Source organism: Nocardia brasiliensis NBRC 14402 (assembly GCF_000308475.2).
Classification (GTDB): Bacteria; Actinomycetota; Actinomycetes; order Mycobacteriales; family Mycobacteriaceae; genus Nocardia; species Nocardia brasiliensis.
Genome location: NZ_BAFT02000112.1, coordinates 77,426 through 93,797, shown reverse-complemented (window position 1 = coordinate 93,797; position 16,372 = coordinate 77,426). Strand labels below are relative to the sequence as shown.

Below are 16,372 nucleotides of genomic sequence, written 5' to 3'. Positions count from 1 at the left end.
CGACGGTGTATCCGGGTCGGCCGGACGGGCCCCGCTGGGGTCGCTCAGGGGGTGGTGTGGGCGAGGCGTCGCACCTCAGGTCGGTGAACAACCTTGTTTCGGTGTGGTTTCCTTGAGGTATGGCAGCGGATACCGAGTTCACTATCGACGAGCTGGCGCGCGAGGCGGGGACAACCGTGCGGAGTCTGCGCGTCTATCACGAGCGGGGCGTGCTGCCGCCGCCGCAGGTGAAGGGGCGGACCGGGTTCTATGGGGACGAGCACCTCAACCGGGTGCGCACCATCGGCAGGTTGCTGGACCGCGGGATCAAACTGAACGGCATCCGGGAACTGCTCGAAGCCTGGGATCGCGGCGACGATCTCGGCGACGTGCTCGGGGTGCCCGACCAGGAGCCGCACGCGCATCCCGGCGTGCCCGCCGCGCTGCCCGATCCGGCGGCGCCGATCGCCGACGTCGATGAAACCTTAATTGCCGCAACCGAACTCGCTGACCTGTATCGGGACGTGCCGAACGGCTTCGCTCGCGTGGTCGCGGCCGGTCTGTACGAGCCGCTCGACGCCGCCACCTATCGGGTGGCCGACCGTCCGCTGCTGCGGATCGTCGAGCAGCTGTGCTCGGCGGGCGCGACGCCGGTGCAGGCGCTCGATGAGGTCGAGCGGTTGCAGGGGGATTGCGACCGGATCGCCCGTCGATTCGTCGACACCTTCGAGCGAACCGCGTGGCAGGCGTTCCGGCAGTCCGGGCGCACCGCGGCGGATCGGAACGAGCTGGCCGAGCGGGTTGCCGGAACTCGGATACTCCCTGGTCAGGCGGCTGCGGATCTCGTAGGACGATTCATCGCGCGGTATCTGGAGCGGGATATCCCGGAACTGGGCGACGAATTGTCCGGACGGTGAAACCCCCGGTCGAGGCCATGGGATGACGCTGGCCAAATCTTGCCGCTAGACAGCGGCGCATTATTCGATGTATCGTCGTCTCAGGACCTGGGGGCATGCCCAAAGCGACGCCAATCTCTGCGCATGTCCCCGGGGCCTTACCGTCGGCCCTGGGTGGCCGCCGTGTCCCCTGGTGCGCACACCGATGAGGGGAAGCAGGGGACACCGGCGCTCCCACTCGGGGCTGACCGGTCTTCGGCGGCCGCATTGCAGGCGTACCCGCGCCGGTGCCGAACATCAACGCGTATAGCACATTTCGCCTAGCAGACGATCAGGTGTATCCGCCCGTTGTCTGTAACTGTCGTGGCACTTTCCGTTCATTTCCGAGCAACAGGCGAGTTGCTATCGGCTGTCATCGTCGAATCCGTAGGAGCTGACGTGCGGGTGACCGCACATGCGCGGAGGGAACGCGGGTGGCGGACAAAGTCCAATACGACTCGGATCTGTTCTTCAAGGCTGCGAAGAAGACCGGGGACGCGCGGGACCGGATCAACGCGGTGCTGCACACCCTGCAGGCCTCGCTCAGCGCACGCGGAAACCCTTGGGGCAACGACACACTCGGTCGAAACTTCGCGAACGGACCGGACGGCTCCGGTGGCTACACCTCCTCGCGCGACAACATGATCACCGGCGCGACGAATATCGCGGGCTCGCTCGACAACTTCTCTTCCGGCCAGACCAAGAGCGCCAAGCTGCTGGAGAAGATGGAAAACGGCAACCGCGACGGCTTCAACTGAGTCCAATTGGCGTATAGCCCACAATGATCGAACTGCCCGGCTGGCTCGAATGGCTCGAGCCGATAGTCGGCATGGAGTGGCCCGAGGGCAACGAGGACCAGATGTGGGCCCTGGCCCAGGACTGGCACACCGCCGCGGCGGACCTGCGGACCATCCTCGGCGACATCGACGCCGCGAAAAGCGCTTCGCTGACCGCGTATCCGGCCGGCGAGGGCGTCGAAGAGATGATCAAGGGCTTCGACAGCATGCGGTCCGGCGACGGATCGGAGAAGGACCAGTCGCTGGAGAAGCTGGCCACGCTCTTCGATCAGATCGGCGAATCCGCCCACAGCGTCGGCACCGAGATCGAGTACGCCAAACTGATGTACTGGTCCTCGCTGGGCTTGCTGGCGGCCGAACTCGCTGCGGCATGGCTTTTTCCGCCTACCGCCCCCGCGGTCGAGGCGGCCGCGATCGGGCTCACCCGGGTGGCCGTGCGGATCATCGGTCAGCGGGTCGTCGCCGCGATCATCCGGCACGTCGGCAAACTCGTCGCGTCCAAGTTCGCGAAATTCATGCTGCGGCATGTCGCGATCGACACGATGCTCGGCACTTTGCAGGAACTGGGCGTCCAGCAGTGGCAGGTCGACCAAGGGCATCGCAAGAACATCAACTGGGAACAGGTCGCGGTGACCGCGGTGAGCTCGGCGGCAGGCGGTGCCGCGGCGGGGCCGTTCGGCGATTGGCTCGGCAACAAGCTGAGCGCGGAGATGAAGCCGTGGATGCGCGCCGCGATCACCGGTCCCGCGGCGGGTCTCGTCGGCGCGGGCGCGGGTTTCGTCGCCGCGACCGGCACCCAGTTCGGGATCGATGCCGCGAAGAACGGGTGGGGCGACGCCTGGAACAACCTGAAGAACACCCAGGTCGACTGGCGAATGTTCACCGCGGGCGCCGCCAACGGTGCCATGTCGGCAGTGAACAAGGTTGGTGCACAGCATGCTTGGGGCAGCATGCGGCCGGAGATGTTCGGCAGGCCGGACTTCGGGACACGCTTCGCCGATGCGGTCGATGGTCCCGGCGGTGCACAGTCGACCGACGGTGCGCGCGTCGGATTCCGGCCTGACGGGGCGGGTGCCGGCAGTCGCGGTGCGGCTGGTGACGGCGGTACGGGTGCCGCTGGTGATGGCAGTAGGGCGGCGGGGGACGGCGGTCGGTCCGGTAGTGACGGCAGTGCGACGCGTCCCGCGGGTGCCGAGGGGCGCGGCCGTGCAGCCGATGCGGACGTTGGTCGGCAGAACGGCAGCGACGGGGCAGAGCGGGGTTCCGCGGGCGACGGCAGAGCGTCTGGAGGAGACGGTCGAAGAGCGTCGGCCGAAAGCGATAGCGGCGCGGCGAGGGACAGCGATGACGGAACGTCGAGCGATTCCGCGGGCCGATCGGGGGACTCTGTTCGGAGCGCAAGCAGTGAGGCATCGTCGGATGGCCGGGCGGGCGACGCCGCGGCCCGGACCGGTGACGGCAGCACCGGGCGACCTGCCGAAGGTGGCAGCGCGAGCGCTGATGGTGTGGCCGCGCAGGGCGATTCGAGTGGTGCTGCCGATCAGCGGGCGGGGATGGCGGCGCAGGACGCAGTGCACTCCTCGGAAGGTGGCATCGACGCCACCACTACCGGAAATGACCCGATTACCGCGCATAACGGCCTGGCTGACGGCGGCCCGGTCACTACCGCACCCTCGCACACGCCCGCTACCCACCCGAGTGCTGCTCCGGCGCAACAGGGCTCGACCGGACCGGTCGCGGGAGGTGAAAATCGCAGTAGCCCTGGGTCTTCCAGCCCGTTGCGGCCGGTGGCAAGCGAGGTCCGACCACACACCGGTACGGATGCACCGCGCGTAGAACAGTCGCGTACGGGTCTGGAGCCGCGCGCCGGGACCGCGGACGGCAGAGCGCCGGGCGAGGCACGTACGTCTACTGATCGTCCGCGCGCGGGTGATGTCCGTGGCGAAAACACCGGCGGTGACCGTAGATCGGGCCTGGCCGATGGTTCCGCGCGCGGCAACGATCACCGGTCGGGCTTGCAGTCGGGATCGAGTGGCGAACCTGTGCCACGGGGGCACGCTGTCGCGGACGGTTCCACCCCGGCCGGCCAGGAAACCGATGTCGGGGTTCCGTTGTCGGAGAACGAGCTTCCGCCCCGAGCCGACAGCGATGGTCCGCTCGATGCGGCAGGACTGTTGCCGCTCGCCGCCGCGGCCGGTGCGGAGACGGCTCCGGCACCGCGCGCAGATCGGGCTGCTCCCACGGAGAGCGGCCAGCGCACCACCGACGAGACCGTCGTGACGCGTCCGGAACAATTGGTGGCCGAGCATCCACGCGACTGTGCGGTGCGCAGCCTCGAACTGATCCGGGAACTCACCGGTAGCGCCGTGATCGAGGTGCCGACCAGAGAAATCGGTCTGGACGGTGTGTCCCAGCCGGAAATCGAGCGAGCCGCCGGCGCGCCGCTGCGAGACGTCGAGAACCACAACGTGATTCGCGACGCACTGCGGTACGAGACCGGGCCGGACGGCAGCGTGCTCCGCGACGCCGGCGGCAACCCGATCGAGCGACCCGACGGGGTGGCCGCGCTGGTGGTGGACGTTTACGGCACGGTCGACGAGCACAACGTCGGTGCCCACGCCTACGTGCTGGTCAAAGAGAACGGGACGATCGTCGTCCGCGATCTCACCGCGGGGTTGGCGCACGGCTTCCCGCCGATCCTGCCGGACGGCGACCATCCGGTCGCGCTCATCCGTACGATCCTGTTCGACGAGAACGGGATTCCGCAGCAGCACAGCGAGTCCGACACGGCGCCCACTGCTTCGGAACTGCACACCGTCGATGTCGGCGATCGTCCGCCTGTACCGGACGGCGACCCGGTCGAACCTGCGTCGAGCTCGAACGGTGGCGGGAAGAAGCCGCCGAGCGAACTACCGCCGTCGGCGGCACCAGACGATCCGGGCGAGCAGGCGAAGCCGAATTCGCACCGCGACAACGATTCCGATGACTCGCCGGTACTCGAGCCGGACGAGATCGTACTCGCCGACGACACCCGCCCGCACACGGTCGATATCGACGGCGAGCAAGTGCCGCTGGCGTTGCGTCCGGACGGCGAAGATCGGTGGCGCGCAGCGCCCGCCGCCGACGGCGAGGCGCCCGCCCGCCGCGAGAGCTCGAGCGAGGTCGAGAAGAAGTCGGCGGTTCGCCGTGCGTGGGAACGCTTTCGGGACCGGACTCATGTGCGCGGCTACGAAGGCGACAATCCGAAATACCCGTCCGGCTCGGGTGAGGACGGCCGCGGGCAAACCGCGCTGCGTGACGGGGTTGCCAGCGCACCGGACCTGTTCGATCCGCCGCCCGCTCCGGCACCGCACGTGCCGGCCAACCCGGACGTCCCGACGATGGGCCCCGCCCCGGAACCGGGCGCAGGCAACGCGCCCAACGTCGCCCGCATCCTGAAAGAGGGGGCGACGATGTGGAAGAACCGCGAGCTCGTCCCCCTCCTCGGTCAGCTGTCGGGACGCGAACGCGATGTGGCAGGCGATTTCGTGCCGCCGCGCACGGCGGACGGCGAGGAGTACCGGTTCTGGGTCAGTGACGCGGACCCGGACCTGGTGCGCGAGACCGTCACCGACCTGTTCGAGGTCCGTCGGATGTCTGCCGAAGAGGCCAGGGCGGTCTTGACCGACGCGCTCACCGTGTCCGATCCGGAACAGCGTCGCCGGATCGTCGACGATATGGCACGGCTGGGTCTGATCTCCGAAGCCGAGGCCGAGCTGCTGGCGCAGCAACCGCCGGCGCCGGAGCCCATAGCCGAGCCGGACGGCCCGCCACCCGCCGACGAATCGCTGTCGGACATGGCTGACCGCTTGGGCTTCGAGCTGCCCGACGACGATCCGGCGACGGTGCGCCGAACGATCGACGAGCAGGAATACCGCACCCTGCGCGAGGCCGCGGCAGTCGAAGGCCTCGCGGACGCGTACCGGCGTTTCAACGAGGAACAGACCCGGCCGTACACCAGAGAGGATGTGGCAGGCCAGGATTCGCGGCCCCCGCTGGAAGCGGGCGAGAATCGGAACCGGCCGCCGGGAGAACTCGAAGGACCGGACGCGCACAGGCGCGACGATGACGACGCCGACTTCTACTCGGACGACGACGAATTCGATGAGGACGGCGCCGATCGCCGGCCCACTCGGCACGGGGAACCCGATCCGGCCGGTCAACCCATCCCGTACTCCGACGAAGTCAGCTTCTTCGACGAGAACCCGATGGGCCGCTTCCTCAGGGAGATCAACGCGGCTTTCGACGGCATGCCGGGTGTGCAGAACTACACCCCCGTCGGCAACGGCGCGGACCCGCTCAAAGAGTGGGGCGATATCGGACCGGACGACGACGAACTCGGCCGTGATCAGGGACCGCGCGCCTACTTCGAACATGCGCTGCGCCGCGACCAGCTCCGCGATGAACTGTCCACCTGGGCGCAGATGTTCGGGCTCGACATCGACTCCGTGACCATCCAGCGGATCGAAGAACTGCGGGCCGCGAACCAGGCGCGCGCCGATCGACTGGCGGAGTTCGCCGATGCCGCCGAGATCCGGCTGTATCCGGCATCCGACGATCAGCCGCCCGTCGGACAGCCGTTCGGCGACCAGGTCGTGCGGATTCCGGTCGGCGAGGGTGCGCCCGATCGGCTCGTGGTCATCGACGGACCACAGGACCGGGCAACCGCGCTGGCCAGGGTGCTCACCGAGCATCCCGACCTCGCGCAGGCGGTGAAACGCGGTGAGGTGCAGGTCGATTTCCATAAGGCCCGGACGGATCGAAACGGTCGCATCCAGCTCGAGCCGGTCGGCACCCCCGATGTCTACCACCACCGGGAACGCGTCGACGGCCGCGATCTGGCGGTAACCCTGTTGCGCGACAACGACGGTCAGTGGCGGCCAGTGGTGCTCGACGACACCACCGCGCCCCGCACCGAGCCGGATGGCGTGGACGCGCCGGAAGCCCCGCCCCGGCCGCGCCCGGAGATCCTTGCGGATCTGGTGGACGTGGCAAGGACACTCGGGCTGCAACCCGACGCCCTGCATCCGGACCGCCTGGCGCGGACGATCGCGGATCTGAAGCTGGACAACGCCGTTCGCGCCGGACAGATCGAAGCGCTGGCCGACTTCGCGCGGTCGATGAACGATATCGCCTCGTTCAACGACATCAGCGACGCGCGCAGCCAATTGGCCACGCGTCTCGGCATTCCCGAAGCCGAGCTGAGCCCGCAACGTCTCGCCGACGCGCTGACCGACAGTTCGTTCCGAAATGCGTTGCGCGCACAGCAGGTAGCCGACCTCGTGGCGTATGCCAAGCAGTTGCGTGATCTGGACCCCGCCGCTTTCGTCGCGGCACGTGACCAACTGGCGAAGCGGCTCGGTGTCGAGCCGTCCGAGCTGGTCCCGCCGAAATACCGTAAGAACGAGGCGGGCCGGCTGGTGCACGGCCTGGACTCGAACAGCCTCGATCCGAAGAAGCTCCGCAAGCTGTTCGCGCAGCTCGAGCGGGACGGCAAACAGGATCTGCTGAAGAACGCGCTCACCGAGTACACGGGCGCCCTGATCCGGGTCGACCCCTACTCCGACGTGCCGCGCGGCGACCTCTCCGCCGATCCGCGCGTCACCGGCGAGCCGCCCATCCACGATCCCGAGGCGATCCACGCCCTGCGCGACATCATCCGCGACGCGATGCCGTCGGGTGATCCGCTCGACTTCGGGCAGACACTCACCGACCATCCCGCTCGGCAGGACGGCGACGGCACCTGGGATCGCGACAGCGACAACACCGATGACCGGCCTGATCCCAACCGGGACTGGGCACGGCTGGTCGGCGTGGACCTCGCCGATGCCGACGACGCCACCTTCCGGAAGGTGTACGAGGCCTACCGCGACGGCAAGATCGAAAAGCACGAGGGGCTCAACCCGCAAGAACTGGCCGCCGAAATCGCGAAGATGCGCGACGAGGTCCGCCGGCGGGCAGCACAGATCCGCGCACTCGGCGTGGTGGCCGACGAGTTCTACGCTGCACCGGAACAGCTTTCGGGTAGTGCGGAGCGCGGTCGGCCGGGTGACGGGCCGCGCACGCCGCTTGATGGGCCTGACGGAGATCCGCCCACGACCGCGCCGCCCACCACCGATCCGCCGCCCCGCCGGCCGAGTTCCGGCGGTGCGGAGGTGCCGCCGGTCTCGCCCGATCAACCGGCATCAGCCGAACCGAAAACGGAGGATTCCGATAATTCTGCGCGGGAGGGCGATTCGGGCAAGGCTGGGACGCGACCCGCGCCGGAACAACCGCGGTCTTTCGTCGAGGAAGTGCTGCGCCGCGAGACCGAGGCGCTGGACGAAGCGCTCCGGCACAACGAGGAGTGGGCGCAGCGCGAACACCAGCGACTGATGGACGAGTTGGCGCAGCGTAGGCGCGAGATCGCGGCGCGGTTCGACGCAGTTGTCGATCGTGACGGTGCCGACCCTGCGCGTACGGACAAGCAATCAGAACCCGTGGCAGAGGGCGAGATTGATCGCACGACGCCCATCCGGGACGGATCGTCACCCGAAACCGGCAGCGTGGCGTCCGCGAAGGATCCGGCGCGGCAGCCGGTTTCCGAGACGCCGACCGAGAACGCGTCGGAACGCTCGTCGCGGATCGATGAGGCGCTGGCGCGTGAGCTGGCGGCGGTGGACGAGTCGTATCGGCGGCACGCCGAGGAGGCCGACGCGGAGTTGCAGCGGGTGCTCGATCGGCTCGAACAGGTGGGTCGCGAGCTGGACGAGGCATTGCAAACCTCGGACCGCACGCCGGAATCGGAGCCGATCGAACCGGTTTCGCGAATCGACGCGGCGCTGGCACGGGAGCTGGCGAAGGTCGACGAAGCGTATCGACGCCATGCGGAATGGGCCGACACCGAACTCCGGCAGGTGCTCGACCGCCTCGAGCAGATCAGCCGTGAATTGGGTGTGCCTGACGCTCAGGCGGATTCGGCCGATCCGCGCTCGCGGATCGATGAAGCGTTGACGCGTGAGCTGGCCGCGCTAGACGAATCGTATCGGCGGCACGCCGAGGAAGCCGACGCGGAGTTGCAGCGGGTGCTCGATCGCCTCGAGCAGGTCGGTCGCGAGCTGAACGAGTCGCTGGATGCGCATGAGAGTGTGCTGGAACCCGATTCGACGGATCCGAGTTCGCGGATCGACGACGCACTGTCAAGGGAACTCGCAAAGGTAGACGAGGCTTACCGCCGTCACGCGGCAGCAGCCGATGCCCAGCTCCGACATACCCTCGACCGGCTCGACCGCATCCGCACCGACCTCGCAGCCCAATCCGAACACCAGCGACTGATGGACGACCTGGACGCCGCCCACCGCGAAATAGCCGACAAGTTCGCCGAACTCGAACAGCGCGATACCAGCGGGACCGCGGCGACAGAACCGGGTGCGTCGCAGACGCGAAATCCGGGCGTCCCGGACGAGTTCGCACCGCGGCCGGGCACAGACTCGCACACAAGCCGCGCAGACGATGCCGATCCGCCGAAACCTGCTACTCCCGAAGACGATTCACACCGAATCCCACAGCTACCAGGTCGAGCCCTGCGTTCACACATCCCTCACCCACCCAGGGACTACGAGTTCGAGTTCCCCGAACCCATCCACCCCACCCCCTCCCATGGCCCGTCCCGGACCCCAACCCCCACCCCACCCCAACCTCCGACCCGGCCTCAACCCCCCACCCCACCTCAACCCCCCACCCCACCTCAACCCCCGACCCCGCCTCAACCCCCGACCCCACCGGTCACCCCGCACCCGCCACACCCCCACGCCACCCCACACCCGCCCACACCCCCTGCACCCCCATGCCCTCCGGCGCCCCCGCAGCTCCCCACACCACCGGTCCCACCAACCGACCCGCCGGAAATCCCGACACCCCCGAACTTCCCCGTGCCGCCGGGCATTCCGGTTCCGCCGGATCTGCCGGTTCCACCGGGCATTCCGATACCACCAGGCATTCCGGTCCCCCCGGATCTGCCGGTCCCGCCAGGGATTCCGGTTCCGCCAGGTCTGCCGGTCCCACCCACCGAACCGCCGGAAATCCCGACACCGCCGAACTTGCCCGTGCCGCCGGGCATTCCGGTTCCGCTGGACCTGCCAATCCCGCTTGGGATCCCGGTGCCGCCGGGGATTCCGGCTCCGCCGGACGGGCCCGTGCCGCCTGGGTTGCCGACGCCGCCGAATCTGCCGACCCTGCCGGATTGGCCCGCTCCGCCTGTGTTTCCGCTGCTGCCGGAGCCTTCAACGTCGCCTGTGCCGCCGGGCCTGCCGGTCCAGCCAGAGTCCGCGGTCCAGCAGGACATAGCGCAGCCGCCAACCCTGCCAGGGCAGGCACAGTCCCCGGTACCGCCGAATTCGCCACAGCTCCCGACCGTGCCGGGCGCACCTGCACCGGATTTGTGGGTGCCGCCGCAGGACCCGGCGCCGAACTCTGCACAGTCGCCAACCCAACCGGGGGCGCCGCAGGATCGCACTCCGCACGTACCGGGTTCGTCGGTACCGGGGAGTCAAGTAGGTCCATCGCAGGAGCCGGCTCGGCCGAATGTCCCATTTTCGCCGCAGGTTTCGCCCACTCCAGGCATGCCGGGCCCGGAGGTATTCCCGGCGCAGAGCACACCACCGTCGCCTCCGTTCGTTCCGCCGATGGGTGGCGGTGCGCAATCCGGCGGGCGCGGTAGCGGGTATGGGCGACGCTCGTACATCACTGAAAGTCCCAGCAGCACAACGGTTGTAGTGCGTCCTTATGTCGGGTACGGCGTGTTCGCCGAGTTCGAACCTGCGACGGGGGCACTGCGGGCGACTCCTGCGGGGGTGAGTCCGCTGGGTGGCGTCTACGGCGATCTGGGTGACATGCCTGTGGTGCTTTATCGGCATCAGGGCCGGTTGGGTTTGCGTATCGGAAATCAGGACATCGATCTGGACGGACCCGTCGCTGTGCAGTGGCTTCCTTACGATCAGCGCACGACACGGTTCGTGGTCAGCGTCGGGGGCGCGATCGCCGCGGACTTGCGTTATCGCTCGCTGCCCGCGGACATGGATCTGGGTCTGCTGGTCCGGGACGTCATCGCGGACGCGTCCCGCCGTGCCGCCATCTTCGTCTGACCACACCATCCTGTGCTACGACACAGCAGGTGAAGGCTGGTTTTGTGCACTCCGCCCGATCGAAACGGCGATGATTGCCAGGGGCGCGAAGTGCTTGGTTCACTGGACAGATGATCAACGGCGATCCGCTGTCCCTACCCAGCCGCGGCACGATCTGGGCGCTGCAATCCACCTTGCGCCCGCTCGGTGCGCGCCTGCCCGCGAACCGGCTCGGGGTGGCCGGTGCGCGACTGGGTTTGGCCCTCGCTTGCCAGCTCTGGTTCGACCGCATGTTGCCGACCACGCCGGTGGATGTCACCGGCCCGCGCGGCCGGACGGCAGGGGAGTGGGTCGGTGTGCCGCCGCGACCGGGCCGCGCCCTCATCTACTACCTGCACGGCAGCGGGTATGTCGGGTGCAGCCCGGCCACGCATCGCGGCCTGGTGTCCGAGCTGGCCCGCCGACTGGACCGTCCGGCGTTCACCCTGCGCTACCGGCGCGCCCCGGAACACCGTTTCCCCGCCGCGCACGACGATGTGCTGAACGGCTATCGCTGGCTGCTCGACCAAGGACACGCGGCGGAAGACATTGTTCTGATGGGTGATTCGGCGGGCGGTCATATGGCGCTCGGTCTGTGTGGGCAATTGCGCGAGCTGGGCTTGCCGCAGCCGAAGGCACTGATCGGCTTCTCCGCGCTGGTGGACGCGACGTGGTCGCTGGCACGGGCCCGCCGCGCGGAGGTGAACGACGCCTTCATGACCCTCGGTCTGGCCCGTCGCATGACCGGTCTTTACTACGGCACAACGCATTTCGAAGACCCGCGAATGGACGTGGCCGCCCACGTCGGAGCCGATCTACCGCCGATGCTCCTCCAAGCGGGCGGCAGCGAAATGCTCAGTGCCGACGCCGAGCACTACGGCACCGCGCAACGCGCCGCGGGCGGCCACTGCGAGGTCCAGTTGTGGCCCGGCATGTTCCATGTGTTCCAGGTCGGTCACCGATTTCTGCCGGAAGCCCGCGCGGCCCTCGACGCGGTCGAGAAATTCGTCGCCGAGGTGGAGAATCCGCAGGTCACCCAGGGTCCGCGCACCGCGTGAACGAGGCGGTGGCCAGTGCCGGGCGCTGTTGTGTCCGGTTACCCGTTGTGGCACAGTCGAGCGCGCAGAAACACGAGGTCCGACGGGGCAACTAGGGTGATCGCATGACGGAATGGCGCGCGCTGACCGACGAGGAGATCGTCGACCTGGCCACTCGGCTGCGTTCGGTGCAGTGGTCGTGGCGGCTGGCGGACGCGGCTGAACTGGCTGCGGAGTTCGGGTGGAAGGTGGTGCTCGCCAAGCCCGAGTGGGCGATGCTCGATACCGGTTTCGGGATGGGCAGTGGCCGCATCGCCGGTTCGGACGGCGCGGCCGAGTACATCACGGCCAAGGTCGCCGGTCCCGCTTCCGACGACGCGGCCGGTCACGCGCAGTCGCGCGACGCGTTCGCCCAGATGGGTGCCGCGCTGACCGGTGCGCTCGGCGACCCGACGGACCGAAAGCCGGGAGCCTCGCCCGAGATCCGTTGGGCCGGTGCGGAAACGACCGTCGTGCTGAAAGATGTCGCCACCGCGGTTCAGCTTTCGCTGATCAACAACGGCAAGCTCGCGCTGCGCGATCAGGCTGTCGAACTCGAAGGGCAAGAGCTTTGACCGGGTGGGATGAGTTCGCGGCCGGACTGGCCGAAGAATTGGCCGCGCTGCCGGAGGGCGCGATCGTGAAGGTCATCCAGTCCGGTTCGGCCTCGGAGGTCGGTCCGTACGCTCAGTTTCTGCAAACCGCGGACAGGGTGTGGGCCGAGCTCGTCAGCGACAAATGGCTGGATTCCGCTGCGCAGGCCGGCGCGGCAGGCAACGAACTGATCGCGGGCGCGGGATGGCAGCTGCCCGATTTCCAGCACGGCGACAACTGGTGGATCGAGTTGCCCTGGCCGATCCGTACCGCCGACTACACCCGGCTGGCGACGATGGTGGTGGTCGGGCTGCGGGACGCACTGCACGTTCCGGAACCCACGGATCTGGTTTATCGGGCCTGGAACGAGAACACCGGCAACAGCCTATTGGAACTGCCTGCTCTCGGCCTGTCCCGCGCTGGGTGAGCCGGTGCGGCGGGCGGCGCGATATTCGCCGCTCGCCATCGGGTCCGCTGTGCCAGGATGAATTCGTGCGGCCGTCCCCGGGGTCGGCCGGTGTCCGTGTGCCAGACGAGGAGAGTTCCGCGACGTGACCAGACCAGACGACGAGGCTCCGCAGGACAAGCCCCGCGCCGAATCGGCTACGGATCGCGAGCAATCCGACGTGTCTTCGCCGACGTCCCCGGCCCGGTCCGCGGAGACGTCGGCCGAGCAGGACGCCTTCATGCGCCGCTACTTGCAGACGGTGATGCGTCGAGCGCCTGAGGAGCCCGCCCTGCCGGGTGTCGTCGCGGCACCCTCGGCTGACGACGAAGCCGCTCGCGCGGAATTCATGCGCCAGTTCTTCGCCTCGCTGTCGGCCGACTCGGACTCGGACTCGGACTCGGATGAAACCGTGGCCGAACTGCTCGAAGGCGTCGGCGTCGAACTGCCGGACGGCGACGACCCCGATGTGGGTTTCACGCTGATGGGCGCGGCGCCGCAGACCGAGGACGTCGCCGAACGGACCAGTGCGATCAGTCATCAGGTCGCCCGCGAACTCGGCGCGGCCGGGCCGGAAGGATGGACCAGGCTGGAGGCGACCTTCGCGATGGCGGTGGGCGCCGAGGTGGCACTGGTCGTCTTCACCGACGAGGAGGGCCGGGTCGCGCGTGCCTTCCCACCCGAGGACGTGCTCGCGCTCATCCGGGAACATCGGCACTTGTCGGCACAGCTCAGTGACGGGCCGTGGTGGCGCTATCTGCTCACCCTGACCAACACCGGTCAGGTCGAGGTCGATTACGACTACGGTGACGAGCCGTTCCCGGACGACCAGCTGTTCGCGCCGGAGATCTACCGCGCCGATCTCGAGGTGTATCCCCGTGCGGCGCTGCCGATTTGGCTATCCGCGTATCTCGGGCACGGCGATCGCCAGTCCCGTACCCCGCTGGACGCGGCCGTGCAGGCGCGGGCGGACCGGGACACCGGCAGGCGCGGTGTGCTGTCCGAGCACGACTTCCCGGCCTTCCCGCTGATGGCCGCCCGCTGGGCCGTGATCGCCGCGGCGTTCGTCGCCGCCGGCTCCGAACTCGGTCCGCGGGTGCTGCCCTCGATGAGCTGGTTCGAGGGCCTCAAGCGCAGCGGTTCCACGCTGTATTCGCTGCCCGGCGGCCGGGCGGTCCTGTCCGGCGGCGTGTGGAACGCGCCCGCGCTGGCCCGGGCCTACAACGACGGCGAGCCGATGCCGCAGCTGTACGCGGGCGCCCCGGAGTGGATCGCCAACCCGGTGCTGAACGCGCGGGTGGCCGGTGGCCTGCTGTCGTTCTGCTACTGGTGGGAAGGCGGCAACTGGTATCGCGGTGAGTCGCCGATCGCGGACGAGCTGAGCGACGCGGTGCCCGGAATGTGGACCTCGGAAACCGTCGTCGACATCGTCTGCGGAGTGCTCGGCGACGAGGTGACCGAGCGGCAGCGCGCGGCCGCCGCGACCCTGGTGTCGGCCGCGGAGATCGGGGTAGTCACCCGCGCCACCCTGGTCGACGTGTTCGGCGACGACGGCGCATTCGACGTGGACAGCGCCTTTTTCCAGCTCGCCATGGCCGGCGCGACGATGACGCTGCCCGAGCCGATGCCGCAGGAGGACGCGCTGGCCCGAGTGCGGCAGTTCGTCATCGACAGCGGTATGAACACCGCACGCTATCCGCTGTCGGATCTACGGGCGGAGCGGATCAGCGTCGGGTGGATGGTCTACGTGCCGACCAAACCGGACGAGATCGCGATTGGCCGGGCGATCTTCTATATCGCCGACGACGGCGTACTCGAGCAGTCCTCGTCGTCGGTGGCGCCCTCGATCTATATCGCGGAGTTCGAGGAACGATTCCAACGACGGCACAGCGCGGTGGAGGCTCAGCGATGACCGGCAACGAACCGATCGACGTCGACGACCCCGACGCGGACATGTCCAATGAGTACAGCCAGATGTTCTACCGCGGGGAGCGGTATACCGGTGAGGCGGTCGAACGTGATGCCGCCGGGACGATCATCGGACTGTGGACGTTTGTGGACGGATTCGAAGACGGCCCGAGTAAGAGCTGGTATTCCGACGGAACGCTCAAGCACACCGGCATGGTCGCCAAGAACCGGCCGGTCGGGGAGTGGCGCGAATGGTATCCGGACGGCAGTTTGCGGGAGGTCAGCGTCTTCGACGGGCCGGGCAAGCTGATCTCTCGGCGGAAGTGGGACGACAAAGGAGAGCTGATCGACCAGATCCCCCGGCCCGGTCAAGAGTGAATTCGCAGGTCGCAGCCTTATGCCCCTAGATTCTGGGGCTCTGTGCACCCCCCGTTTGGAGTAGTGGGTGAGTGTTGTTGGTGTTACCGTTGTTTGACTGATCGCCGCTGCGCACGTGAACGTCGCATGAACGGGCGAGCGGGTCGTGAACGGGGGCATATAGCCTCGGTCGGTACAGGAAGGGGTTCACGATGGCCGATGAGAAATTCGAGGTCGATCCCGCCGCATTCCGCAGAGCCGCCGGAAAGACCCGTACCGTCGGCACGCGCATCGCCGGGGTCTGGTCGAACCTGGAGACCGCTATCACCGGCAGAGGCGCGCCGTGGGGCAACGACAAGCTCGGGAAGCAGTTCACCGACGGTGCCGACGGCCAGCCGGGCTACAACGCATCGAAGAAGAACATGCACGACTTCGCCGTCGGGGAGGGCGGCAACGAGGGAATGGCGGGCACCTTCGATGGCCTCGCCGATTCGCAAGAGAAGGTCGCCGACGATATCCAGAACATCTTGGAAGAACGTAACCGTCAGGGCTTCGAATACAAATGAGTGAAGGTCGGTCGCTGTGACACATGATTTTTCGCGCGGAGATGTCGCGGGGCTCATGGACGAGGTGCAGTCGCAGCTTCGGAACATTGCGCAGCTGCAACGCCGGCGCACGGCGCTGGTGGGCAAGGCCACGGTCCGGGGCGGTCGGGTCACCGTGTCGGTGAACGCCGACGGTGTGGTCATCGACGTCAAATTCGGCCGCAATGTGGAAGAACTCGAATACGCGGATCTGGCCCGTGCGGTGCTGCAGGCCTCGCAGGAGGCAGCGGCGGACGTGATGCGGCAGACGCAGGAGCTGATGGCGCCCATCCAGGAGGATCGCGCCCGGTTGCCCAAACTGTCCGACCTGGTCGAAGGCATGCCGGACGTGCGTTCGATGATGCCGACCATGGATCGGGCCCCGCAATCCAAGCCGGACTCGCCCGATCGTGCCGCCGCGGCGGCCGATCAGGGCATGACGTTCGACAACGTGGAAACCGTGGAGCAGGTCGTACCGAAGAAGCCGGGGGTCACCGATTCCGGTTGGTAATCGGGTG

Annotated in this window: 10 protein-coding genes; all 10 read left to right on the top strand. The window is 68.1% G+C overall.

Translation table 11 applies throughout. The annotated features are described in order from the left end of the window. Positions 1-119: 119 nt before the first annotated feature. The 10 genes from TY25_RS38750 to TY25_RS38705 all read left to right on the top strand — a co-directional run bounded on the left by TY25_RS38750 (position 120) and on the right by TY25_RS38705 (position 16,365). Positions 120-896: a MerR family transcriptional regulator gene (locus tag TY25_RS38750; protein WP_042265064.1), complete on the top strand. Its 777-nt coding sequence runs from the start codon at positions 120-122 to the stop codon at positions 894-896. Positions 897-1,348: 452 nt separating this feature from the next. Beyond that, positions 1,349-1,672 (top strand): hypothetical protein, encoded by a 324-nt coding sequence (locus tag TY25_RS38745; RefSeq protein WP_042265061.1) that lies wholly within the window; start codon positions 1,349-1,351, stop codon positions 1,670-1,672. Positions 1,673-1,695: 23 nt separating this feature from the next. Next, a complete protein-coding gene (locus TY25_RS38740) occupies positions 1,696-10,872 on the top strand; it encodes a WXG100-like domain-containing protein (RefSeq protein ID WP_042265060.1) in 9,177 nt (3,058 codons plus the stop codon). A gap of 110 nt (positions 10,873-10,982) precedes the next feature. Further along, positions 10,983-11,948: an alpha/beta hydrolase gene (locus tag TY25_RS38735; RefSeq protein WP_042265059.1), complete on the top strand. Its 966-nt coding sequence runs from the start codon at positions 10,983-10,985 to the stop codon at positions 11,946-11,948. A gap of 104 nt (positions 11,949-12,052) precedes the next feature. Further along, positions 12,053-12,541, top strand: a complete 489-nt coding sequence (locus TY25_RS38730; protein WP_042265057.1) for a DUF6301 family protein — start codon at positions 12,053-12,055, stop codon at positions 12,539-12,541. Further along, on the top strand, positions 12,538-12,987 hold the full coding sequence (locus TY25_RS38725; RefSeq protein WP_042265054.1) for a TY-Chap domain-containing protein: 450 nt from the start codon (positions 12,538-12,540) through the stop codon (positions 12,985-12,987). The genes TY25_RS38730 and TY25_RS38725 overlap by 4 nt, the downstream gene beginning before the upstream one ends. Positions 12,988-13,111: 124 nt before the next feature. Beyond that, entirely contained in the window at positions 13,112-14,917 is a 1,806-nt protein-coding gene (locus tag TY25_RS38720) for a hypothetical protein (protein ID WP_042265052.1), read from the top strand. Next, the gene (locus TY25_RS38715; protein ID WP_042265051.1) at positions 14,914-15,291 is read left to right on the top strand and encodes a toxin-antitoxin system YwqK family antitoxin; all 378 of its coding nucleotides are present in this window, start codon (positions 14,914-14,916) and stop codon (positions 15,289-15,291) included. The genes TY25_RS38720 and TY25_RS38715 overlap by 4 nt, the downstream gene beginning before the upstream one ends. 191 nt (positions 15,292-15,482) lie before the next feature. Then, complete coding sequence (locus TY25_RS38710; protein ID WP_042265049.1) at positions 15,483-15,836, top strand: hypothetical protein; 354 nt, start codon at positions 15,483-15,485, stop codon at positions 15,834-15,836. A gap of 16 nt (positions 15,837-15,852) precedes the next feature. Next, positions 15,853-16,365 carry a YbaB/EbfC family nucleoid-associated protein gene (locus TY25_RS38705; protein ID WP_042265047.1) on the top strand — a complete coding sequence of 171 codons (513 nt, stop codon included), beginning with the start codon at positions 15,853-15,855 and terminating at the stop codon, positions 16,363-16,365. Positions 16,366-16,372 lie beyond the last annotated feature (7 nt).